This is a genomic window from Pseudosporangium ferrugineum, from assembly GCF_003002065.1.
GTDB lineage: Bacteria > Actinomycetota > Actinomycetes > Mycobacteriales > Micromonosporaceae > Actinoplanes > Actinoplanes ferrugineus_A.
Genome location: NZ_PVZG01000017.1, coordinates 1 through 22,988, shown reverse-complemented (window position 1 = coordinate 22,988; position 22,988 = coordinate 1). Strand labels below are relative to the sequence as shown.

Here is a 22,988-nt window from a genome sequence, read left to right as displayed (position 1 = left end):
CAGTCGACTATTTTCGTCTTTCTGCCGTCTTCTTGCGCCCCATCCCGCCCATCATGGTCATGACCTCGCGCTCCGCTCGGCGGCGACCAGCTCCCGGGTTGCCGGCGCGACCTCGGCGGCGTAGCGCTCGATCGTCGCGGCGTCGTCGGTCGCCAGGATGAAGGCGCTGACGCCATGCTCGAGGGCCAGCCCGGCCAGGTCCTCGGCCCACTGCTCGGCCGGGCCGTCCAGGAAGGACGTCCCGGTCGGCGCGAAGCGGCCACTCACGTTGAGCAGCCGCCGCACCGCCCGCGGATCCCGGCCCGCGGCCACCGCCCCCGCGTCGACGTGCTCGTTGAGCGCGGCGAGATCGTCCGCGCCGCCCGGCAGGTACGCGAGCGACGGCAGGATCCCGTCGGCGGCCCGACCGGCCAGCCGCAGCATCCGGGGCTTGTACGCGCCGACCCAGATCCTGATGTCGTGCGCCGGCGCCGGGCCCCGCTTCGCGCCGTGCACCCGGTAGTGCTGGCCGTCGACGCGTACCGGGCCGGCCTTGTCCGCGGCCCAGATCTCGCGGATCACCTCGATGCCCTCCTCCAGGGCGGCGACCGACTCCCCCGGGCTGAGGCGGCGCACCCCCATGGCCTCGATCGCGTCCCAGAAGCCGCCGGCGCCGAGGCCCAGCTCGATCCGGCCGCCGCTGAGCAGGTCCAGGCTCGCGTGGCTGCGGGCGAGCACCGCGGGCGGGCGCAGCGGCAGGTTGAGCACGTTGCCGCTGAGGTGGATGCGCTCGGTACGGGCGGCGGCGTACGAGAGCAGAGTCCAGGTGTCGTGGAAGCGTGGCTGGTACGGGTGGTCCTGGAAGGTGGCCAGGTCCAGGCCGGCGCGGTCGGCCACCACGGCCAGATCGACGGCCTGGTGCGGGCGCTCGGCGGTCGGCGTGAGGAACGCGCCGAAGAGCAGATCGTGGCCGTAGTCGCTCATCGCGTCTCCTCCTGCGGGTCGACGGTGAAGTTGTCACGGAACAGGGTGCCCGGGTCGTACCGGCGTTTCAGCTCCCGCAGGCGGGCGAGGGTGGCGGGCGGGAACGCGGCGGCGACCTTGTCGGGGCCGGTACCGGTCTCGAAGTTGAGGTAGAGGCCCTCGACGTGCCCGGCCATCCCGGCCCAGGCGGCGTCGAGACGGCGTTCCACCGAGCCCATCACGACCAGCGAGAAGTTGGCGGAGCGGTGGGCGTACGCGGTGGCGTCGGGCGGGACGTCGGAGACCGCGCCACCGACCGTACGGATCTGGAACCAGTGCACCGCGCCGCCGGCGAGCAGGTCGGCGGCGGCCCGCGCGACCTCCGGTGTCAGGTGCTCGATCAGCCCCGACCGGGACACCGGCTCGCCCTGGCCCTGGTGGTAGCCGTCGGCCGCGTTGGCCATGACCCCCGCGTACGGGATGAGCACGACGTTCTGGTCGTAGAGCGGCCCGACGCTCGCCAGGGGCCGCAGCCGCTCGATGATCGTCTCCGGCTCGCGGGCGTCGACGACGGCCATGAGCTGCGCGACGTGCGGCCGGCCGGGACGCGGCCGGCCCATGATGAGCTGTCCGCTGACGTCCCGCGGCGAGGCCTCGATCGCGGCACCCCACCGCACCAGAAGCTCGGCCGGGTCGTCGGCGCCCACCACGAGCTGCGCGAACCCGACGTCGCCCACCTCGTCGACCTGGAACTCGAACGACGTCACGACGCCGAAGTTGCCGCCCGCGCCGCGGACGCCCCAGAAGAGCTCGGCGTTCTCCCGCTCCGAGGCACGCACCACGGAACCGTCGGCGAGCACCATCTCCACCGCGCGCAGGTGGTCGATGGTCAGCCCGTGCTCGCGGGCGAGCCATCCGACGCCGCCGGCCGTCGCAAGCCCGCCGACCCCGACACCGCCGTAGTCACCCGAGCTCAGGGCCCATCCGTACGGAAGCAGCGCGGCCGCCACGTCCGTCCAGCGCGCACCCGGCCCGACCCGGACGAGCCGCCGGTCCCGGTCGAGGACCTCCACCGAGTTCAGGGCGGCGACACTCAGCACGATGCCGCCGTCGTTGGTGGACCGGCCGCTGATGCCGTGGCCGCCGCTGCGGACGCCGAACGGCAGGTGCGGATGGGCACGGACGAAGGCGAGCGCGTCCACGACCTCGGCGACGGTACGCGGGCGCAGCACGAGCCCCGGGGCACCGCCACGCAGGTACGTCGACCGCACCCGCGCGTACTCCAGGTCCCCGGGCTCCACCGCGGTGTCCGCGAGGGACGGGGGCACGCTGTCGTAGTCGATGCCGGCGCGGCGCTTCGCGCGTACGGACGCGGGCCGGACGACGACCGGAACGGCAGCGGGCAGATCTCGCAGGTCCGCCGCGAAGCGGCGCAGCACAGCGGCGTCATCGGTGCTGATCACGAAGGTGTCCACCCGCTCCTCGGCGGCCAGGGTGCGCAGGGCGGACGGGTCGGCATCGGGGCCGACCACGACGATGCGGCGGACCTCGGCGGGCTCGCGGCCGGCCTCGCGCGCCGCCTCGTCGACCAGCTTGCCGGCCGCGGCGAACCCGTCGGGCGGCAGCTCCGCGAGCGTCGCCACCCAACCGCCGGCCTCACGACCGGCGAGTCGCAGCAGCTCCGGCTCGTGCCCGCCGACCCAGACGGGGATCCGGTGCGCGGGCAGCGGGCCGCGCTGCACCTGCGGGATGCGGTAGTGCTCGCCGAGGTGACGCAGCGGCCGCGGCTCGCCCGCGTCGAGCACCCCGCGCACGATGTCGATCGCCTCGCCGAGCGCCGCGACGGCCTGGTCCGCGCCGAGCCGCCGGGCGCCCATGGCCTCGATCGCGTCCCACGCGGAACCGGCGCCGAGGGCGAGCTCCAGCCGGCCGGCCGAGAGCAGGTCGAGCCCGGCGGCCGCGCGGGCCAGCGCCGCCGGGTCCCGCAGCGGCAGCTCGAGCACGCCCGGCGCCAGCCGGATCCGTTCCGTACGCGCGGCCACCCAGCTCAGCAGCGTCCAGGCGTCGAGCAGGCCCGGCTCGTACGGCCGGTCCGGAACCATGACCAGGTCGTACCCGAGCGCCTCGGCCGTGCGCGCCAGTTCCACCACCGCCTCCGGCGCCTCGATGCCGGGCGTGAGCAGTACGCCGAACCGCACGTTCATCGCCGTGCCCCTTCCCGAACGGGTTGATACATCAACCGTTGATACATCAACCAGAGGGCAATCCGCAAACGGACGTAATATTCGTCGCGTGACCGCCGACGTCTCCGCCGCCTGGCAGGCGTACCAGCGCATGCGCGTGCAGCTGAACGGCCGCATCAACCGGGAGCTGACGCGCTCCACCGGCCTGTCCGAGGCCGACTTCGACATCCTGTTCTTCCTGGAACAGTCCGGTGAGAGCAGCGTGACCTCCCTCGCCCTGCGCTGCGGCCTCGAATGGGAGAAGTCGCGCTTGTCACACCAGCTGCGCCGGATGGAACAGCGCGGGCTGGTCGTCAAGGAGGCACCGGGCGCGGTGATCCGGCTCACCGACCGGGGCCGGGAACAGATCGCCGCCGCCCGCGCCTGCCACGAGGCCGCGGTCCGGCGCTATTTCGGCGACGTGCTCAACGCCGAACAGCTCGCCGCGCTCACCGCGATCTCGGACCAGGTGGTCGCCCGGCTCACCGAGGATCGGCACGCAACCAGAAGGTGAGGCCCAGGCTCTCCTCGGCGAACGGGACACCCCACGACGGCTCCCCCGGCCCGAACTCGGTGGCCAGTACCTCGTCCGCGATCAGCTGCCGGTGCTCCGCCAGCGCCGCCGCGGCCTCGTCGTCGGTGGCGGCGTACCGCAGGACGATCCGGTCGGAGACCTCCAGGCCGCTGGACTTGCGGGCCTCCTGGATCAGCCGGATCACCTCCCGGGCCAGCCCCGCCCGGCGCAGCTCCGGGGACAGGCGCAGGTCGAGCGCCACGGACGCGCCCGCCTCCGCCGCGACCGCCCAGCCCTCGCGCGGGGTCTCGGTGATCACCACCTCGTCGGCGGAGAGTCGCACCGGCTCGCCGTCGACGGTGACTGTGGCCGTACCCGCGGCAAGGTCCTTCTTGAGCGCCGCCGCGTCGGCCGCCGCGATCGCCCGGGCCACGTCCTGCACGGCCCGCCCGAACCGCTTGCCCAGCGGCCGGAAGTTCGCCTTGGCCGAGGTCTCCACGAGCTCCTCACCCGCGGTGCCCACGCCGTGCACCGCGCCGACGTTCAGCTCCGCGGCGACCTCGGCGAGCAGTTCCGGGCCCAGCTCGGCGAAGCCGTGCGCGGAGGCCAGGGCACGGGCCAGCGGCTGCCGGGTCCGCACCCCCGAATCCGCGCGGGCCGCGCGGCCGAGCTCCACCAGCCGCCGGGCCAGCGCCATCCGCCCGGTCAGCGCCGGGTCGATCAGGGCGTCCTCGGCCATCGGGTACGCGGCCAGATGCACCGACGGTGCCGCGGCCGGCGTCACCGGCACCACCAGATCCCGCCACACCCGCTCGGTGATGAACGGCGTGATCGGCGCGAGCAGCAGGGTCACCGTCGCCAGCACCTCGTGCAGGGTCGCCAGCGCCGCCCGGTCACCGCGCCAGAAGCGGCGGCGGCTGCGGCGCACGTACCAGTTCGAGAGGTCGTCGACGAACGCGGCGAGCAGCTTGCCGGCCTCGTGGGTGTCGAACGCGGCCATCGCCTCGTCCACCGCCCGCACGAGAAGGTGCAGCTCCGACAGCACCCAGCGGTCCAGCACCGGGCGGTCCGCCGGCGCCGGGTCCGCCGCCGACGGCGACCAGCCGGCCGTACGCCCGTACAGCGACTGGAAAGCGGCGGTGTTCCAGTAGGTCAGCAGCGTCTTGCGGACCACCTCCTGCAGGGTGGCGTGCCCGACCCGCCGCGACGACCACGGCGACCCGACCGCGGCCATGAACCAGCGCACCGCGTCGGCGCCGTGCCGTTCCATCAGCGGCATCGGCTCCAGGATGTTCCCCAGGTGCTTCGACATCTTGCGGCCGTCCTCGGCCACGATCAAACCCAGACAGACCACGTTCTCGTACGCGGACCGGTCGAAGACCAGCGTCCCCACGGCCATGAGCGTGTAGAACCACCCCCGCGTCTGGTCGATGGCCTCGGCCACGAACTGCGCCGGATACCGCAGCTCCTTCGTCCGGTACGGGTAGCCGACCTGCGCGAACGGCATCGCGCCCGAGTCGTACCAGGCGTCGATGACGTCCGGCACGCGGGTGGCGGTGGCGCCGCACTCGCACCCGAACGTCACCTCGTCGATGAACGGCCGGTGCGGGTCCAGGCCGGACAGGTCACGCCCGGCCCGCTCGCCCAGCCCGGCCCGCTCGCCCAGCCCGGCCCGCTCGCCCAGCTCGGCCAGGGAACCGACGCAGGTCAGATGCCCGTCGGGGCAGCGCCAGATCGGCAACGGGGTGCCCCAGTACCGCGAGCGGGACAGCGCCCAGTCGACGTTGTTGGTCAGCCAGTCGCCGTACCGGCCGTGCTTGATCGTCGCGGGTTGCCAGTTCGTGCGCTCGTTCTCGCGCAGCAGCCGGTCGCGGATCGCGGTGGTGCGGACGTACCAGGACGGCTGGGCGTAGTAGATCAGCGGGGTGTGACAGCGCCAGCAGTGCGGGTAGCTGTGCTCGTACCGCTGCTCCCGGAAGAGCAGACCGCGGGCCTCGAGGTCGGTCACCAAAGGAGCGTCAGCGGCCTTGAAGAACAGACCACCGACCATCGGTACGCCGGGAGTGAACGTGCCGTCGGGCCGCACCGGATTGACCATGGGCAGCCCGTACGCCCGGCAGGTGGCGAGGTCGTCGGCGCCGAACGCGGGCGCCTGGTGCACCAGCCCGGTCCCGCTGTCCGCGGTCACATAGTCGGCGAGCACGACGAAATGCGCGTCCGGGATCTCCACCAGATCGAACGGCCTCCGGTACGCCCACCGCTCCATCTCCTTGCCGCTGAAGCTCTCCCCGGTCGGAGCCCAGCCCTCCTCCACCAGCGTGTCGGCGACGACGAGCCGCTCGGTGCCGTCGGTGACCACCACGTAGGTGAGCCCGGGATGCACGGCGACGGCGGTGTTCGACACCAGCGTCCAGGGCGTGGTCGTCCACACCAGCAGCGACGCCCGGCCGGCGAGCGGGCCGGAGGTGAGCGGGAAGCGCACGTACACGGAAGGGTCGACGTCGGTCTCGTAGCCCTGCGCCAGCTCATGGTCCGACAGCGCGGTCTGGTCCCGCGGGCACCAGGGCGCCACCCGGAAATCCTCGACGAGCAGCCCCCGCTCGAAGATCCGCTGCAACGACCACCACACCGACTCGATGTACGCCGCATCCATGGTCCGGTACGCGTCGTCCAGGTCGACCCAGTAGCCCATCCGCTCGGTCAGCGCGGCGAACGCGTCGGTGTGCCGGGTGACGGACTCCCGGCACTTCGCGTTGAAGGCGGCCACCCCGTACGCCTCGATGTCGCCCTTCCCGGTGAAGCCCAGCTCCTTCTCGACGGCCAGCTCGACCGGCAGCCCATGACAGTCCCAGCCGGCCCGCCGGTCGACGTGGAACCCCTTCATCGTCTTGTACCGGGGGAAGATGTCCTTGAAGACCCGGCTCTCGATGTGATGGGTGCCGGGCATGCCGTTCGCGGTCGGCGGCCCCTCGTAGAAGACCCACTCGGGCCGACCGGCGGTCTGCTCAAGACTGCGCGCGAAGACGCTGTTGGCGTGCCAGAAGTGCAGCACCTCATGGTCGAGGGCGGGCAGGTCGACCTGCGCGGGTACGGGCCGGTACATGGGCTCTCCTCCGTCGGCTCGGCTCCCGAGTCCGCCAGGGGTTCCCGGCGGTTTCTTCCGCCGGAGGGACGAGGCTCTCGCCCCGCGGTACCACCCTCCTTGGCCGCGCCGCAGCACCGCCCACTCATCAGGGTCGCCAGGCTCCGGGGGTGATCTTCGCGCCGCGCACACCTCCGGGCTCCCACCGTCCCCGGTCGCTCTCAGGCCGCGTGCGGCGTTACTCTTCCCCGTCAACGCCTCGCGAACCGAATGCTAGCCAGCCGCCCGCACCCACCGCACCCGTTTATCGGGGCCGCCTCATTCGAAACGCGACGGATCCCCGGCCCCCACCCGCAGGATCCGGGGCTCACCCTCGGAAAGATCGATGACGGTGGTCGGAACGGTGCCGCACTCCCCCGAATCGATGACGGCATCCACCGCATGATCGAGCCGCTCCTTGATCTCCCACCCCTGGGTGAGCGGCTCCTCCTCGTCGGGCAGCAGCAAGGTGCTGGACAGCATCGGCTCGCCGAGCTCAGCCAGAATCGCCTGCGTCACCGCATTCTCAGGAATGCGCACCCCGACCGTCTTCTTCTTCGGATGCAACAGCCGCCGCGGCACCTCACGCGTAGCGGGAAGAATGAAGGTGTAGCTTCCGGGAGTGGCCGCCTTGACCGCCCGGAAAACCACGTTGTTGATCTGCACGAACTGCCCGAGCTGAGCGAAGTCCCGGCACACCAGCGTGAAATGATGCCCGGCCCCGAGATGCCGGATGTCCCGGATCCGATCGATCCCGGAAGCATTCCCGATCCGGCACCCGAGCGCATAACAGGAGTCGGTCGGGTACGCGATCAGCCCGTCATCGTTCAAAATCCCGACGACCTGCCCGATGGCCCGAGGCTGAGGATTGTCCGGATGCACATCAAAGTACTTGGCCACCCCCGAAGCCTAGATCGTCCCGCTCCCCCACACCCATCCCTCGTCCGCCTGTCCTCAACCTCGGCCAAGTGCCCGACCTCAGGCATCACACCCCGAGCGCTATGCCGCGTAGGCCTTGTCCACCGGCACCGCGACGGTCTCCACCGACCGGCTCCGCGCCAGCAGCCCGACTCCCAGGCCGGCCCCCACCGCACTCACCAGCGCAACCGCGGCACCCACCGTCCCACCGGCGATCTGCTCGCCCAGCAGAACCAGCCCGATGGTCGCCGCCGCCACAGGGTTCGCGAGGGTGCTGACGGCCAACGGCGCGGCAAGCCCGTCCCGGTACGACCGCTGCGCGAAGACAAGCCCGGCGCTGGTGAGCGCGACGATCGCCACCCCCGCCAACGCCACGGTGGGCCGGAGCAACGCAGCCACCCCGCCCTCGCCGACGTGCACCGCGACGGTCTGCGTCAGCGCGGACGACACCCCGAAGGCGACACCTCCGGCGGCGGCCGCCCACAGCCCGGAGGCGCCCGGCACCGCACTCCACCCGCCGAGCGCGGTGAGCAGAGCCCCGGCGACCAGCAACAGCCCGATGAGCGGCCCGGCCCCCAGCGCCCCGATGTCCCCCGCGGCGCTGACCAGCGCAAGGATGCCCCCGAGCCCGAACACGGTCAACGCCATCCCGTGCCACTCGACCCGGCCCACGGCCCGCCGCGCGACCACGGCCCCGAGCGGTACGGCGAGCACCAGCGTGAGCACTCCGAGCGGCTGCACGAGCGACAGCGGCCCGTACCGCAACGCAAGAACGTGCAGCAGCGCCCCGGCACCGTTCAGCCCGATCGCCGCCCACCACGTCGGCATCCACACGAGCACACTGATGGGCCGCCCAGCCACCCGTTCCTGCACGACGGCAGCCGCCGCGTAAGCCACGGCGGAAACGAGGCTGAGGACCAGCGCGACCCACGGCAGTTCCACAGCGATCACCGTACGCGCGTCCTGTCCACCGCGGCGTCCTCCACCTGCGGTAACAAGGTGATCCCCGCTACCACATCCGTAGTACGCCCCGCCGGCCCACGCCTTCCTCCTCACATGACGCAGCACCCCCGAACCCGGCGGGCAATTCCCGGCGGTGCCGGCCCCACATGTCCGGCAGCAGCAGCTCCGCCGAGGGCTACGCTGCCCGCATGGCTTTCGAGCAGCACGGGCACACGCACCGCCTGGACTGGGTCGACCCGACCCTCCGCGAGTGGGATTGCACCGTCGTCTGGTCCGACCCCTCCGACCCGGAGGCCGGCATCGTGCTCGACCGGTCCGCCTTCTACCCGGGCGGCGGCGGCCAGCCACCGGACCACGGCGTCCTCCTCTGGCAGGGCGTGCAGACCCGCATCGTCGACACCCGCAAGGGCGACGACCCCTACCTGATCCCGGCGCCCGGCGACCCGATCCCGCCCGCCGGCACGAACGTCCGCGGCGCGATCGACGACGACCGCCGCAGCACCCTGATGCGCACCCACTCCGGCCTGCACATCCTGTGCGGCACGGTGTTCCGCGACTTCGGCGCCCTGGTCACGGGCGGCAACATGCAGCCGGGCGAGGCTCGCATGGACTTCAACCTCCCGGAGGTCCCCCCGGGCTTCAAGCAGGCACTGGAGGACGCGGTCAACGCCGAGATCGCCGCCGACCGCAAGATCGTCGCCCGGATCCTCCCCCGCGACGAGGCGCTCGCCATCCCCGATCTCGTCCGCACCCAGGACGCCCTCCCGCCCCTCGACAATCCCGAGATCCGAGTGGTGGACATCGTCGGCCTGGACGTCCAGGCCGACGGCGGCACCCACGTCGCCTCGACAGCCCAGGTAGGCCGCGTCCAGGTGGTCAAGGTCGAGAGCAAAGGACGACAGAACCGCCGCGTACGGATAAAGCTCGCCTGAAGCCCTCACCGCTACCAGCTCGTCAGCAGCAGATGATTGACGAGTAGGGCGACCGCAGCCTGCCCCACCAACCAGACACGCCGGCTCCGCACCGGCACCAGCACCGCCCCGGCCGCGAACCACACCGTGAACGGCAACCAGATCCGCTCCGTCTCGGCCTTGCTGAGCCCGGACAGATCGGCGAACAGGATCGCGACCCCCGCGGCGACGGGCAAAAGACACGCCGCCCCGAGCCCGCCCCCTCGCAGCAACTTCCCTCCGCGCTCCAGGACCCGCCGCACGCCCCCGCCCCGGCCACCAGCGGCCCCATCGCTCCCACCACCGCCGCCAGAGATACCAGCGCCAGCCGGGACGCCACCGCCAGCCGAGACACCACGCCCAGCCGAGACACCACCGCCAGCCGAGACGCCACCGCCAGCCAAGACGCCACGCCCAGCCGAGACGCCACCGCCAGCACCATCACCAGCACCAGCACCAGCTCCGGCCGAGACCCCGCCGATCGCATCGAGTCCTCGGCCCGGGCCCGCTCCGCGAGCCGGGGCGCCGGAGCTCACATCGCGCCCGCCGGCCGCGGCTTCGCGCTCCGAGGCGCCGTGCCCTTCACCAGAACGCGCCCCCACCAGCCGTCCTACTGCGCGCCGGAGAATCACCGCGGCCGCAGGGCCACCACTCGCCACCACGGCGGCGAGGTTCGCCCACACCCAGTAGGCATACGGCCGCACACTGGCCACGCCTTGGTAGTACCGCTCGACCACCAGGTGATATCCGTCGAGCCACCAGAACCCGGACGCCGTGAAGGCGATGACGACCCCGGCTCCACCCAGCGCGGCCCACCCCACCCGCCACCACGCCCGCCGCAGCATCAGCACCACCACGACGACAGGTAGCAACAGAACAAGCCCATACGACAGATAGATGCCGAAAGTGAGGAGCACACCGCCTGCGACCGCCGACAGCGCACCTCGGCGGGCGAGGAGCATGACGCCCACGGCAGTGACTCCGGCGAACAGACCGTCCGCCGAGGCTCCGATCCATACCGCGCCGGGAAACAGCACCGCGAACGGTACGGCAGCACGCGCCGCCTCGTCGTTCCCACTCAGCAGGCGCACCGTCTCGGGAACGGCAACGGCCGCTGCCGCTCCGATCAGGACGCACGCGATGGCGGCCCACCCACCTCCGCCGAGCCCGGCCCGGTCCAGCCACACGAAGACCAGCAACGCCCCGGGCGGATGGCCGGCGACATGGGTGGTCCACGAGTCGGGCTGGAAGTCCAGGATCCGACCGCTGAAGCCTCGGACCGCCGCGGACACATCCGTGATGCCCGGCACCTCATGGAGGTACTCGTGGGTGGTCGTGAGCCGCTCGGCCAGACCTCTTCTCCAGCCGTCCACCAACGCGAGACCCAGGGTCCAGCCGACGGCCGCGGCATATCCGACGGCCCGGAGGCTGCGCCACGACAGCCGCCTGGACAGAACCGGCCCGTACCAGATGACCAGGGCAGCGACCGCGAGCGCGAGCGGCGTTCCCGGGCCGGCATGCGGCAGCCACCGCGCGTAGAGCGGTGCCGCGCTCGCCTCCACCGGTCTGCCCGCCAGATACAACAGACCCCCGACGAGCGCGGCCGCCGCGAGGAGCACCATCGCCGCCCCGGCAGTCACGACATCGCCGCGATGCACAGCGCGCCGATCGAGGCTCGGCTCCCGCTCGCCCGGCAGCGGCGCCGATCGGGCGGGCGCACCGTCCTCGGTCTGTTGCGATGCGCGCGTCATCAGCGCAACGCAGCCCGCGCGAAGTCGATCATGCCGGCCGTGATGTCGATCTCGGCGCGGAAACCCAGCTCGTCGGCGGCCCGTTGCGGCGACGCGACCACGTGCCGCACGTCGCCGAGCCTGAACTCACCCGTGGTGACCGGCTGCGGTCCCCCCATGGCACCCGCCAGAGCCGCCGCCATCTCGCCGACAGTCGCCGGGCGCCCCGAAGCGACGTTGTACGCGACCATCCCGCCGGGATCCGCCTCCACCGCGGCCACGTTCGCCCGCGCGACATCGGAGACGTGCACGAAGTCCCTTCGCTGGCCCCCGTCCTCGAAAACCCGAGGCGCTCGTCCCGCTTCCAGCGCCGACCGGAAGATCGCCGCCACCCCGCTGTACGGGGTGTCGCGCGGCATGCCGGGCCCGTACACGTTGTGATAGCGCAGGGCGACCACGGAGCCGCCGGATTGCCGGGCCCACGCGGCCGCCAGATGCTCCTGAGCCAACTTGGTGGCGGCGTAGACGCTGCGAGGCTCCAGCGGCGCGTCCTCCGACACGAGGGCGGGGCGCAGCGTCTCACCGCAGACGGCGCAGGCCGGGTCGAACTCCCCGGCGGCAAGGTGCGCCACCGAACGCGGCATCGGACGTTGCGGCCCGTGATGACCGCATTCATAGGCGCCTTCCCCATAAACGACCATGGAGCTGGCCAGAACCAGCCGCGCGACCCCGGCCCGGTGCATTTCGGCGAGGAGCACGGCCGTGCCCAGGTCGTTGTTGCCCACGTACTCGGGAAGATCGTCGAGGTCGACGCCCATCCCGACCATGGCGGCCTGATGCACGACGACGTCGACCCCCGCGAGCGCGCGGGCCACTGCCTCCCGATCGCGCACATCCCCCACCGTGACCGGGGAATCCGCCACCTCCGAGGGAAGCGGGCCCTGATGGGCCGCCGGGTGGCCACTGTCCAGGATGGACACCTTGCAGCCCGCGGCCGCGAGTGCCGCGGTCACGTGCGATCCGATGAAGCCGGCCCCGCCGGTAACGAGAACATGGGTCACGAGGCCGAACCTATGCCCGGGTCCGGCCTTCCCGGAACGGATCCGGCAAGCCGTCAGAGGATTGTAAGAAGTGCGGAAACCGTCGGAAGTTTGTAAGGGTTTCCCGGCGGGATCCAGCGATAGCTTCCCGTTCATGACCGATGTCGTGCTGCCTTGCCTGAACGAGGCGCCTGCCCTGCCGTGGCTGCTCACGCGGATGCCAGCCGGCTTCCGCGTGATCGTCGCCGACAACGGGTCCACCGACGGCTCCCCCGGCATCGCCCGTGCACTGGGGGCTCGCGTGGTGTCGGTGTCCCAGACCGGATACGGCGCCGCCGTCCATGCCGGGCTCATCGCCGCCGACCCGGACGACGGTGTGGTGTGCGTGATGGACGCTGACGGCTCCTTCGATCCGCGGGTGCTACCTCGGTTCGCCGGCCCCGTGCTCGCGGCCGAGGCGGACCTCGTCGTGGGACGACGCCGGCCGACCACCTGGGGCGCTTGGCCCGTGCACGCCCGCGTCGGCAATGCGCTGGTCGCCAATCGCGTGCGGCGCAAGACCGGGCTGCATGTCCACGACATCGCCCCCGTCCGGGCCGCCCGCCGCACCGACCTCCTGGGGCTCGACCTGCAGGATCGCCGGTTCGGCTATCCCTTGGAGCTGCTCGTGGCCGCGGGCCGCGCGGGATGGCGGGTTACTGAGCTGGACGTGCCCTATCTGCCCCGGGCCGAGGGCACAAAATCCAAGGTCACCGGGACCGTACGGGGAACAGCACGCGCGATCCGCGACATGCGGGCGGTGCTGGCCCGATGACTCAGTTCCTGGTTCTCGCCAAGACCCCGGTGCCGGGAAGGGTCAAGACCCGGCTCTGCCCTCCGTGGGATCCGCGGCAGGCGGCTCGCGTGGCCGCCGCCGCCCTGTCGGACACCATCGGCGTCGTGTCGGAGGTCCCTGCCTCGCGCAGGGTCCTCGTCGTCGACGGCGACTACCCGGCGCCGCCGGGGTGGGAACGCGTCGCCCAGCGCGGAACGACCCTGTCGGAACGCCTCGTCAACGCGTTCGAGGACACAGCCGGCGCGCCGGCCGTACTCGTCGGGATGGACACGCCGCAGCTGACCGCCGACCACCTGCGACGGGCGGCGGACCTGGCCGCGGCGGACGCGACGCTGGGCCTCGCCGAAGACGGAGGCTGGTGGGCGCTGGGCCTGCGCGACGCGCGGGACGCCACGGTGCTCGGGTCCATCGAGACCTCGACCAGCGAGACCGGCGAGCACACGCTCACGGCCTTGCGTCGTCGAGGCCTGCGAGTGCATCTCCTGCCCGTACTCCGCGATGTCGACACCGTGAGCGACGCGCGCTCCGTCGCCCTCATGTGCCCGGCGGACGGTCTCTTCCGGCGGACGGTGGAGGCGATGCCCGCATGAGCGCCGAGGTTCTGAGCCTGTACGACGAGGCTCTGCGGGCGGCGGAGCAGCGACGCGGCGCCGAGTTGATCCTGCGGGACGCGCTCGGCGGAGAGCGGGTCATCGACGCGGCCGCGTGGTATCGGGACCGCCTGCCGGGCGATCGGGGACTGCTGGACCGCTGCTCCGGTCCGACCCTCGACGTCGGTTGCGGCCCCGGCCGCCTCACCGTGGCCGTCGCCAACCGCGGGTATGCGTCGCTGGGGGTCGACATCAGCGGCACCGCGGTGAGCATCGCCCGCCGGCGCGGGGCCGCGGTGTTGCGGCGCAGCGTGTTCCAGCCCATCCCGGGCACCGGGAGGTGGCGCCACATCCTCCTCGCCGACGGGAACATCGGCATCGGGGGCGATCCGAGCGCCCTGCTGCGCCGGTGCCGCAACCTCATGAGCCCGGCGGGCCGGGTCCATGTCGAGCTTTCCCCTCCGGGTCTGCGCAGCTGGGCCGGGCGAGCCACCGTACGCGGTGCCGGCGACAGCCCCGCGGCGCCGTTCCGCTGGGCCGAAGTGGCTGCCGATGACCTTGCGACATTCTCGGGTCCGGCGGCCCTGCATCCGGTGGACACCTGGGAGGAGGCCGGACGATGGTTCGCGTCCTTGGCAAGGATGTAAGACTCCCCGACCTCGTACGGCCCGAGTCCTTCGATTCGACGCTGCGGTCGAAGCGTCTGACGAGTCAGCTCGGCATCGCCCTGGGGGTCGCGTTCGGGGTCTGTTTCATCACCGGCCTGATCAGCCACCTCATCCAGCACCCGCCCGGCTGGTTCTGGTGGCCGTCCCGCCCGGCCGGTCTCTACCGCTTCACCCAGGGGTTGCACGTGGCCACCGGGCTGACCTGCGTGCCGCTGCTCGGCGCGAAGCTGTGGTCGGTCTATCCGCGGCTGTTCGAGTGGCCACCGGTGCGTTCCGTGGCTCACGCGATCGAACGAGCGAGCATCGCGGTCCTGGTCGGCGCGGCGCTCTTCCAGGTCGTCGGCGGCGTCCTCAACATCTCCCGGTGGTACGCCGCGCTGCCCTACTTCTTCACCACGGGGCACTACTGGGTTGCCTGGTTGGCGATCGGGGCCCTCCTGACCCACATCGGCGTGAAGCTGCCGGTCGTGCGCGAGGCCCTGGCCCACCGCGAGCCGCCCACCGCACCCGAGCCTTCTGCCACACCCGAGCCATCCACCGTCCCGGAACCTTCTGCCACACCCGAGCCATCCACCGTCCCGGAACCTTCTGCCGCACCCGAGCCGTCCACCGTCCCCGAACCTTCTGCCGTTCCCGGACTTTCTGCCGGGCAGGGAGGCTTGAGCCGACGAGGACTTCTCGCCACGGTCGCCGCCGCGGCCGGCGTCATCACGGTCGCCACCGTCGGGCAGACGCTTCGGCCCCTGGCCCGGGTGTCGGTGCTGGCTCCTCGCCGGCCGGCCATCGGGCCCCAGGGACTTCCGGTCAACAAGACCGCCGGGGGCGCCGGCGTCGTTCAGCGGGCGCTCGACCCTTCCTATCGGTTGGTGGTGGCAGGTCCCGGTCGTGAGATGTCCCTGTCCCTCGCCGATCTGAACGCTCTGAAGCAACACACCGTCGTTCTGCCGATCGCCTGCGTCGAGGGATGGAGTGCCACCGGCACCTGGGGTGGCGTACGCCTGCGCGACCTCGTGGAGTTGGCCGGAGCGGCTCCCGGCACGGCCTCCGCGGAGGTGGAGTCGCTGGAGCAGGGTGGCCGCTATCGCCGGTCGACCGTGGCTCCCTCCCACGTCGACGACGACTGGACACTTGTCGCGCTCGAACTCAACGGAGCGCCTCTGCATCTGGACCACGGCTATCCGGCGCGGCTCGTGGCGCCGAACCGACCCGGCGTCCTGCAGACCAAATGGTTGAGCCGCATCACGGTTCGCACGGCGGGCGGTCAGTGATGGGGCTGCTCCGGAGGTGGAGGTCGACGGTCACCCTGCGGGGCGGGCTGATGACCGCGGGCGGGCTGCTCATGGCGTACGCGCTCTTCGGCGCGCTCACCGAGCCGGGCCTCAAGCTGGGCGGCGTGGCGCTCTTCCTGGGCGGCGTGCTGGCCGTGCACGACGGCATCTTCCTGCCCCTGGTCATCGCTTCGGGCGCTCTGCTCACCCGGGCACACCGCCTCGTCCGGGCGGCGCTGATCGTCAGCCTGGCCGTCACTGTCGTCGCGCTGCCATTCGTGCTGGGCTACGGGCGCAGCCCCGACAATCCCTCCGCGTTGCCTTTGGCGTACGGAAGGGGGCTGTTGACGGTTTTGATCGTGATCTGGACGGTCACGCTCACCGCGATCGCGCTGCTCCGTCGGCTGCCGCACGGCTCCCGGAAGTGGGGGCCGGGACGATCGTCAGAGGATCGTAAGAAGACTGACCACCCATCAGAGGCCCACTGATGGGTAGCGTCGGACTCGTGAACCATCACGTACTCGTCGTCGACGACGATCCGACCGTCAGCGACGTGGTCCGGCGCTATCTGGAGAAGGACGGTTGCCGGGTGCGGCTCGCCGGCGACGGCGAAGCCGCACTCGCCGCCGCCAACGCGGAGATGCCCGACCTCGTCGTTCTCGACCTCATGATGCCCGGCATCGACGGCATCGAGGTGTGCCGGCGGCTGCGCCGGCGTGCGCCCGACCTGCCGGTGGTGATGCTGACCGCGCTGGGCGAGGAGCCCGACCGTGTGCTCGGCCTCGAGGTCGGCGCCGACGACTACGTCACCAAGCCGTTCTCGCCGCGGGAGCTGACCCTGCGGATCCGGTCGATCCTCCGCCGCACCGGCCAGGTGCAGAAGTCGCAGCCACAGCCCCAGCCGCATTCGACGCTCGCCGACGGCGATCTGGTCGTCGATACCTCGCGGCGGTTGGTGACCATGGCCGGCGTCCAGGTGAAGCTGACCAAGGGCGAGTTCGACCTGCTCGTCTTCCTCATGAACCACGCCGGCCGGACCTGGACCCACCAGCAGCTCCTCGAAAAGGTATGGGGCTGGTCGGTGGGCGAGACCGGCACCGTCACGACGGCGATGGCACGGTTGCGCGCCAAGATCCAGCCCGATGAGGGCTTCCCCAAACGGATCCTGACCTCGTACGGCGCCGGGTACAGGTTCGAACGGGTCGGCGGCGGCCATGCGTGATTTCCTGCTGATCGGGGTCTACTCGCTGGCCACCGGCGCCGTCATCGGCATCATCGGGGAGATCTCCCTGCGGGTGCTGCGGCACCGGTCGATCATCATGCACATCTGCGTCATGCTGACGATCACGGTTGCCTCGGTCGTCGCCGGCACCGCCGCGGTGGCCCAGGCCATGTTCCTGTCGACCCACGACCTGCAGGTCGTCCTCATCACCGTCGTCGCCTCGGCAGCGGTCAGCCTCGGGGTCGGCGCCATGTTCGGCCGGCGCCTCGCCGCCGCGTCGGTCTGGTCCGTGCAGGTCCGGGAGCAGGAACGGAAGATGGAGGCGAGCCGGCGGGAGCTTGTCGCCTGGGTCTCCCACGACCTCCGGACACCCCTCGCCGGGCTGCGGGCCATGGCGGAGGCGCTCGAGGACAACATCGTCAGCGATCCGGACACCGTCGCCGAGTACCACCACCGCATCTCCGTCGAGACGGACCGCATGAGTCAGCTCGTCGACGACCTGTTCGAGTTGTCACGGATCAACGCGGGCGCGCTGCAACTCGCGCTGTCCAGCGTTCCGCTCGAGGACGTCGTGTCGGACGCCATCGCGACTGCGGCTCCGCTGGCGGCCCGGCGGGGTGTCCACGTCATCGCCCGGGACACGGACTGGCCGGTGGTCACGGCAGGGCAGGCCGAGCTGGGCCGCATCGTCGCCAACCTCCTGATCAATTCCGTGCGGTACACACCCCCGCACGGAACGGTCCGGATCGACGGGGGTGCCGACTCCCACGAGGTGTGGCTCGCGGTGTCCGACACATGCGGCGGCATACCCAAGGCGGACCTTCCCCGGGTCTTCGACGTGGCCTTCCGGGGTGAGCGGGCGCGGACCCCGCAGCCGCAGGAAGACACCTTCGGAGGCGGCCTGGGGCTCGCCATCGTCCGAGGGCTCGTCGAGGCTCACGGTGGGTGGGTGCACGTCGACAACACCGACGACGGTTGTCGGTTCGAGGTACGGCTCCCCCGCGTTGCCCCGGCGTCGGGCCCGAAGCACCGCACGCCACGGCTGTCTTCCAGGGGGCCGGCCCCGGAGCGGCAGCTCTCCTCGAGGGAGGCCGCCCATTGACCAGCGCCGCCCATCGATCAGCGCCGCCCCTCAGCGCCGAATCTGCGAGACGTGCGGCTCGTGGTCGGCTCCGGCGGGGTGCTGCGCCCCATCAGCGCCGCCCATCCGCGCCGCCCATCGATCAGCGCCGCCCATCAATCATCAAGGCAGGCGGAGGTCGGTCATTGGGGGTGGAACGCCAGCACGATGCATTTGTCAGAGCCGGAGCGCAGGCACGATGCGTCTGTCAGAGGCGCGGATCGCCGGGTAGCCTTCTGGCCGTTGGACACCGGGACCGGGGGGATCGGGTGAATCGGCTTCGCAGGCGGTGCGAACGTCACCTTGAGGGCGTACCCATTCCCCGGCCGTTCGATCTCGATGCCTTTTGTGCCGTTGTTGCCGCTCATCGCGGGCGGGCGTTGACCTTGCAGCCGATGCCCGGGCTCGCGCGCGGGGCGCCGTGCGGGCTGTGGATCTCCGTGGCCGGCGCCGACTACGTCTTCTACGACCCGGGCACCTCGCGACTGCATGCCGAGCACATTGTTCTGCACGAACTGGGTCACATGCTCAGCGGCCACACGACCGGGCTCGACCTGGACAATGCCGCGGTGGCGTTGCTCGTTCCGGACCTCGATCCTCGTACCGTGCGGACGGTGTTGGGGCGGGTCGGCTACACAACCGCCCAGGAGCGGGAGGCCGAAATGCTCGCCTCCCTGATCCGCGCGCGGGGCGGCGGCAGGGCGGCGGTTCTGCCCGGGGGAACGTTGAGCAGGGTTGCGGACGCGCTGAAGTTCCAGCCGTGAACGCCGGGACGGCCCCGGCCGGACCGGCTCGTCGGCGCCCCGGCGCCATCGCCGACGAGAGCTCCGCCGCCGTTCGCGGCGGTCGCCGTGACCAGCAGCGGCTCGTCGAGGCGGTCGGCGGGGTGGAAGACGCCCGGGGGTGTGGAGGGCGGGCCGCCGACGACCACGTCTTCGTGCTGCACCGCGCCGGCAAGGAAGACCTCGGCGACGCTCCGCGAGAACGGCCCGGTTCCTGTGCCGTTGAGGGGCGTAGTGCTCAGATTCGGTTGTGTGTCACGCGGCGTGCGTCGGCGGTGCGGCCTTGAACGGCGCGCTGACCGGGGTGGTGCTCGCGCTGGTGTGGGGCACAGTCTTGTTCCGGTTGCCCACGTTGTGGCGGGATGCTCAGCAGCGGGCGTTGTGGGCGACCCTTTTCACGCTCGCGGTGACGAAGACGGTGGCGACTCCCGGCGTCAACGGGTTGCTGCGGGACGTCGTCGGTCAGCCTCGGGTTCTTCCGCACCTGCTCGGCGTCGCGGCCGCGTTCTTTCTGCTCCGATTCATTTCGCTTCTCACGGACTACTACACGAGCAGACCGCGCGCCGCCCGGTGGCAGGGGTTGCTGGCTTTGGCGGTTGCCGGCGTACTGATGACGTTGGCGGTGGTTTCGCCCGAGGGCATTCCGACCCAGGGTTCCGAGTTGCTCCACGGGGCCATCGCGCCGGAGGTGGTGGCGTACTGGGTGGCTTTGGAGGGATATCTGGGGGCGGTGCTGGTGCTCGCCGGCCAGCTGTTCTGGCGAGTGAGCCGAACGGCGCCCGCGGGGCTGCTGCGCAACGGGCTCCGGGCCATTGCCGGCGGCACGTTGATGATTGCCACCTATGCGGCATTCAAGACGGTGCTGATCATTGTTCATGCGTTCGGGGTGGCGATTCCGGTCGAAGCCGTCGAGCCGCCTGCCAACGCATTCCGCGCGATCGGGACGATTGTGGCCGTCGTGGGCGCGGCGGTTCCGGCTTACGGAAAACTGCGATCCGTCGTACGGGCGTATCGATCGTTGCTGGCGCTGCGCCCGCTGTGGCTGGTGATGCGCCGGACCTTTCCGGACATCATCCTTTTCTCCCGGCGCCGGGCGATGGTGGAACTCGCGGGGGTCGACGACGTGCGACTGCGGCTGTATCGCCGGGTGATCGAGATCCGGGACGGGATGCTCGCACTCCGCGACTACCTGCCGGCCGACGCCCTGGACGCCGCGCGGACTTTCCTGCGCGACCGGGACCAGGGCCGGGACCAGGGTCGGGACCGGGACCGGGGCCGGGACCAGGGCCGGGACCAGGGCCGGGACCCGGACCGCGACCCGGACCAGGACCGGGACCGGGACACAGCGGCGCTGGTGGAGGCGTGTGGCATCGCCTTGGCCCTCGACCGGCATCGCCTCAACGCCCGCGCCGACGGGAGCACCGACGCGGATGGCGGGGATGACGCGGGTGACTCGCGTGACGCGGGTGACCCGCGTGACGCAGGTGGCGCGGGTGACGCAGGTGGCGCGGGTGACGCAGGTGGCGCGGGTGACGCCGGCGGCGCGAGTGACGCAGGTGGCGCGGGTGACGCAGGTGGCGCGGGTGACGCCGGCGGCGCGAGTGACGTCGATGGCGCGGGTGACGCAGGTGACGCCGGTGGCGCGGATGGTGTGAGTGGCGCGGGCGGTGGGCTGGCCGGCGCCCGTGCGGGTGGCGTCGTCGAGGTCGGCGCCCCGGTCGGTGGCGCGGAGGCGGGTGGGCGGTGGTCCGACCTTCGCGTGGCGGGTGGCGACGAGGTCGGGGCGAGCGCTGAGGAGGTTTTGGACGGCGAGATCGCTTGGTTGAGTGCGGTCAGTGCGGCCTTCCGACGCAGGGAGCCTGCCGAGTACGTCCGTCATGAACGCGCGCGGGAGGTGGCGGGACGGCTGCCGGCCCCGGAGCGATAGAGGTGACGTGAGGCGTTGCGGGCCGATCGGGATGGGCGGCGGCGCAGGAGGTGGGCGGCAGGCGGCGGGACGGCTGTCGGCTCGGGGGTCAGGTGTCGTCGCGGGTGCGGTTGCGTTCCAGTTCCCAGACCTTTCGGACCAGTTCGCCGATGGTGTTGCGGCTGCTGGGCGACACGTCGGCGGCTCGGAGGGCTATCTCGGTCACCTGGGCGTCGCGCAGGGTGCGGAGGAGTTCGAGCTGGCCGTCGATCTTGCGGGCCTCGGCGTCGTCCAGGAAGTAGGCGACCGGTACGCCGAAGAAGGTCGCCAGGGCCGTGAGGTGCTGGACCGTGGGGTTGTCGCGGCGGCCGGTGCGGAGTTGCCAGATGTACGTGTGGGAGATCTGGATGCCCTGCTGCGCCCGGATCGCCTCGGCCACCGCCATGTAGCTGATCTCGCCCTGGCCGGCGCCGCGCACCTGGGAGAACAGGCGATCCAGCTTTTCGGCGATGGAGAACTCGCGGGGCATGTCCTCTCCTCCTCGCCGAAGCCGGCGTCGAGCAGCACCCAAAGCGGTAGGCGCCTCGAGAAGCGCCGGAACACCCTCGGAGCACCCCGAGAAGCAAGCTCGCGAGGAGCCGGGCGGGCCACCACCCCGGACCGGTGCCGCTTCCGGCACGTGCCACCCGGGGTGGCGGTGCTGAGCCGCGGATCGTACGGACGAAACCGGTCGTCGATGCGATGCCCATGAGCAACCGAACGGCTGCACATCCCCCGATGTTGGACACCGTGACGACCGTAAACTCAGGTTGATGACGCTGCCGGCCGAGCGTAAACCATGGGCGACGGCGGCTCAACTCGCCGGTAGGCTCGGACCCATGGCCACCATTGTGGAGAGTTCCGAGGTATCGACGCTGCTCGACGAGTTGACGCGGATGACCGGGCGGGAAGATCCGTACCCCCGGTATCGCCGGCTTCGGGAGATCTCGCCCATCGTGCGGGCCGACGACGGGGCGCTCGTGATCACCCGGCACGCGGATTGTCTCGCCGTTTCGCGGGATTCGCGGCTCGGCCACATTCCCTCGCACATGCTCGATTTCGTCAGTCCCGGGTGGCCGGATCATCCCGCGCTCAAGCAGCTTTTCACCAGCATTCTCGCCCTCAATCCGCCCGATCACACGCGCCTTCGCCGGCTGGTCAATTCGTCGTTCACCGCGCGCCGGGTGCAGGCGTTGGGGCCCCGGATCGCCGCGATGGTGGACGAGTTGCTCGACCGGATGTCCGGCGAGGTGGACTTCGTGGAGGCGTTCGCCTTTCCGTTGCCGGCCACCGTGATCGGGGAGCTGCTCGGCATTCCCGAGCCGGACCGGGCTCAGTTCCAGGGCCTCGTGCGGGACTGGACGCAGGTGCTCGAGACGCACGCGCCGGAGGCGCTCGCGGTGGCCGATCCGGCGGCGGTGACCATTCGCGAATATCTGGCCGCCCTCGTCGCGGAACGGCGCCGCCAGCCGGCCGACGACCTGATCAGTGCCCTGGTCGCGGCCGAGGAGGACGGGGACAAGCTCACCGAGGACGAGCTGCTCACCATGGCCGGCCTGCTCTTCATCGCGGGCTTCGAGACCACCACGAACCTGCTGGCCAACAGCGTGGTCGCGCTGCTGCACCACCCCGCGCAGCTCGCGCTGCTCCGCGAGGATCCGGGTCTGGCGCCGGCCGCGACCGAGGAGCTTCTCCGGTACGACACCCCGGCCCAGCTTCTCGTCCGGGTCGCCTGGGACGACGTGGAGGTCGCGGGCGTGCCGGTGTCCGGCGGCGAGCGCATCGTCGCGTACCTGGGTGCCGGTAATCGCGACCCGGAGCGTTTCGCCGAGCCGGACCGGCTGGAGTTGGCCCGCGCGGACAATGCGCCGCTGTCGTTCGGGGGCGGCATTCATTACTGCCTGGGCGCGCCGCTCGCCCGTCTCGAGGCGCAGATCGCGCTGCCCGCGTTGGTGAAACGGTTCCCGAAGCTCGATTTCGCGGGGGTGCCGGGGCGACGGGACAGCCTGGCGATCCGCGGCTACACGAACCTGCCGATCGTCGCGGCCTGAGCCGCCGATCGTGGCTCTTCGAAGTTAAGCGGGGTTGAGGTGTCCGCGGTGTCGGCGGGTGGTGGCGGTGCGGGTGCGTAGCCGCTGGTTTTCGGGGTTGCGGAATC

Annotated in this window: 20 protein-coding genes; 12 read left to right on the top strand and 8 right to left on the bottom strand. The window is 71.5% G+C overall.

The window, feature by feature from the left end; all coding sequences use genetic code 11:
- Positions 1-57 precede the first annotated feature (57 nt).
- Entirely contained in the window at positions 58-963 is a 906-nt protein-coding gene (locus CLV70_RS29480) for an LLM class flavin-dependent oxidoreductase (protein ID WP_106129889.1), read from the bottom strand.
- The gene (locus tag CLV70_RS29475; protein WP_106129888.1) at positions 960-3,146 is read right to left on the bottom strand and encodes an LLM class flavin-dependent oxidoreductase; all 2,187 of its coding nucleotides are present in this window, start codon (positions 3,144-3,146) and stop codon (positions 960-962) included. Before CLV70_RS29475 ends, CLV70_RS29480 begins: the two co-directional genes overlap by 4 nt.
- An 88-nt stretch (positions 3,147-3,234) precedes the next feature.
- On the opposite strand from CLV70_RS29475, the gene CLV70_RS29470 reads away from it, so the two are divergent.
- The gene (locus tag CLV70_RS29470; protein ID WP_106129887.1) at positions 3,235-3,678 is read left to right on the top strand and encodes a MarR family winged helix-turn-helix transcriptional regulator; all 444 of its coding nucleotides are present in this window, start codon (positions 3,235-3,237) and stop codon (positions 3,676-3,678) included.
- Here the strand turns inward: CLV70_RS29470 and ileS are convergent.
- The 3 genes from ileS to CLV70_RS29455 form a co-directional block, all read right to left on the bottom strand.
- The gene (ileS, locus tag CLV70_RS29465) at positions 3,647-6,781 is read right to left on the bottom strand and encodes an isoleucine--tRNA ligase (RefSeq protein WP_106129886.1); all 3,135 of its coding nucleotides are present in this window, start codon (positions 6,779-6,781) and stop codon (positions 3,647-3,649) included. The genes CLV70_RS29470 and ileS overlap by 32 nt on opposite strands.
- A gap of 297 nt (positions 6,782-7,078) precedes the next feature.
- On the bottom strand, positions 7,079-7,699 hold the full coding sequence (locus CLV70_RS29460; RefSeq protein WP_106129885.1) for an L-threonylcarbamoyladenylate synthase: 621 nt from the start codon (positions 7,697-7,699) through the stop codon (positions 7,079-7,081).
- Between the two features lie 99 nt (positions 7,700-7,798).
- Positions 7,799-8,659: a DMT family protein gene (locus CLV70_RS29455; RefSeq protein ID WP_146164199.1), complete on the bottom strand. Its 861-nt coding sequence runs from the start codon at positions 8,657-8,659 to the stop codon at positions 7,799-7,801.
- 209 nt (positions 8,660-8,868) lie between these two features.
- On the opposite strand from CLV70_RS29455, the gene CLV70_RS29450 reads away from it, so the two are divergent.
- Positions 8,869-9,612 carry an alanyl-tRNA editing protein gene (locus CLV70_RS29450; RefSeq protein ID WP_106129988.1) on the top strand — a complete coding sequence of 248 codons (744 nt, stop codon included), beginning with the start codon at positions 8,869-8,871 and terminating at the stop codon, positions 9,610-9,612.
- An 11-nt stretch (positions 9,613-9,623) separates the two neighbouring features.
- Here CLV70_RS29450 and CLV70_RS40535 read toward each other — a convergent pair whose 3' ends face one another.
- Together CLV70_RS40535 and CLV70_RS29440 are read right to left on the bottom strand one after the other, a co-directional pair.
- On the bottom strand, positions 9,624-11,381 hold the full coding sequence (locus tag CLV70_RS40535; RefSeq protein ID WP_211303935.1) for a hypothetical protein: 1,758 nt from the start codon (positions 11,379-11,381) through the stop codon (positions 9,624-9,626).
- A complete protein-coding gene (locus tag CLV70_RS29440; protein ID WP_245908534.1) occupies positions 11,381-12,421 on the bottom strand; it encodes an NAD-dependent epimerase/dehydratase family protein in 1,041 nt (346 codons plus the stop codon). Before CLV70_RS29440 ends, CLV70_RS40535 begins: the two co-directional genes overlap by 1 nt.
- A 133-nt stretch (positions 12,422-12,554) precedes the next feature.
- Between CLV70_RS29440 and CLV70_RS29435 the strand changes: the two genes are divergently transcribed.
- The 9 genes from CLV70_RS29435 to CLV70_RS39270 all read left to right on the top strand — a co-directional run bounded on the left by CLV70_RS29435 (position 12,555) and on the right by CLV70_RS39270 (position 20,812).
- Positions 12,555-13,214, top strand: coding sequence for a glycosyltransferase family 2 protein (locus CLV70_RS29435; protein ID WP_106129882.1), 660 nt, complete (start codon positions 12,555-12,557; stop codon positions 13,212-13,214).
- Positions 13,211-13,825 (top strand): TIGR04282 family arsenosugar biosynthesis glycosyltransferase, encoded by a 615-nt coding sequence (locus CLV70_RS29430; RefSeq protein ID WP_106129881.1) that lies wholly within the window; start codon positions 13,211-13,213, stop codon positions 13,823-13,825. The genes CLV70_RS29435 and CLV70_RS29430 overlap by 4 nt, the downstream gene beginning before the upstream one ends.
- Positions 13,822-14,472 carry a methyltransferase domain-containing protein gene (locus CLV70_RS29425; protein WP_106129880.1) on the top strand — a complete coding sequence of 217 codons (651 nt, stop codon included), beginning with the start codon at positions 13,822-13,824 and terminating at the stop codon, positions 14,470-14,472. The genes CLV70_RS29430 and CLV70_RS29425 overlap by 4 nt, the downstream gene beginning before the upstream one ends.
- A complete protein-coding gene (locus CLV70_RS29420; RefSeq protein WP_106129879.1) occupies positions 14,445-15,761 on the top strand; it encodes a molybdopterin-dependent oxidoreductase in 1,317 nt (438 codons plus the stop codon). The genes CLV70_RS29425 and CLV70_RS29420 overlap by 28 nt, the downstream gene beginning before the upstream one ends.
- A 50-nt stretch (positions 15,762-15,811) precedes the next feature.
- The gene (locus CLV70_RS29415) at positions 15,812-16,249 is read left to right on the top strand and encodes a hypothetical protein (protein ID WP_146164198.1); all 438 of its coding nucleotides are present in this window, start codon (positions 15,812-15,814) and stop codon (positions 16,247-16,249) included.
- A gap of 17 nt (positions 16,250-16,266) precedes the next feature.
- Complete coding sequence (locus CLV70_RS29410; RefSeq protein WP_245908533.1) at positions 16,267-16,983, top strand: response regulator transcription factor; 717 nt, start codon at positions 16,267-16,269, stop codon at positions 16,981-16,983.
- A complete protein-coding gene (locus CLV70_RS29405; protein WP_106129876.1) occupies positions 16,976-18,085 on the top strand; it encodes a sensor histidine kinase in 1,110 nt (369 codons plus the stop codon). The genes CLV70_RS29410 and CLV70_RS29405 overlap by 8 nt, the downstream gene beginning before the upstream one ends.
- Positions 18,086-18,372: 287 nt before the next feature.
- A complete protein-coding gene (locus CLV70_RS29400; RefSeq protein ID WP_106129875.1) occupies positions 18,373-18,867 on the top strand; it encodes a hypothetical protein in 495 nt (164 codons plus the stop codon).
- Between the two features lie 301 nt (positions 18,868-19,168).
- A complete protein-coding gene (locus CLV70_RS39270) occupies positions 19,169-20,812 on the top strand; it encodes an MAB_1171c family putative transporter (protein ID WP_146164197.1) in 1,644 nt (547 codons plus the stop codon).
- Positions 20,813-20,900: 88 nt separating this feature from the next.
- Here CLV70_RS39270 and CLV70_RS29390 read toward each other — a convergent pair whose 3' ends face one another.
- Positions 20,901-21,320 (bottom strand): helix-turn-helix domain-containing protein, encoded by a 420-nt coding sequence (locus CLV70_RS29390; protein WP_106129874.1) that lies wholly within the window; start codon positions 21,318-21,320, stop codon positions 20,901-20,903.
- Positions 21,321-21,603: 283 nt separating this feature from the next.
- Between CLV70_RS29390 and CLV70_RS29385 the strand changes: the two genes are divergently transcribed.
- The gene (locus tag CLV70_RS29385) at positions 21,604-22,881 is read left to right on the top strand and encodes a cytochrome P450 (RefSeq protein WP_245908532.1); all 1,278 of its coding nucleotides are present in this window, start codon (positions 21,604-21,606) and stop codon (positions 22,879-22,881) included.
- Positions 22,882-22,988 lie beyond the last annotated feature (107 nt).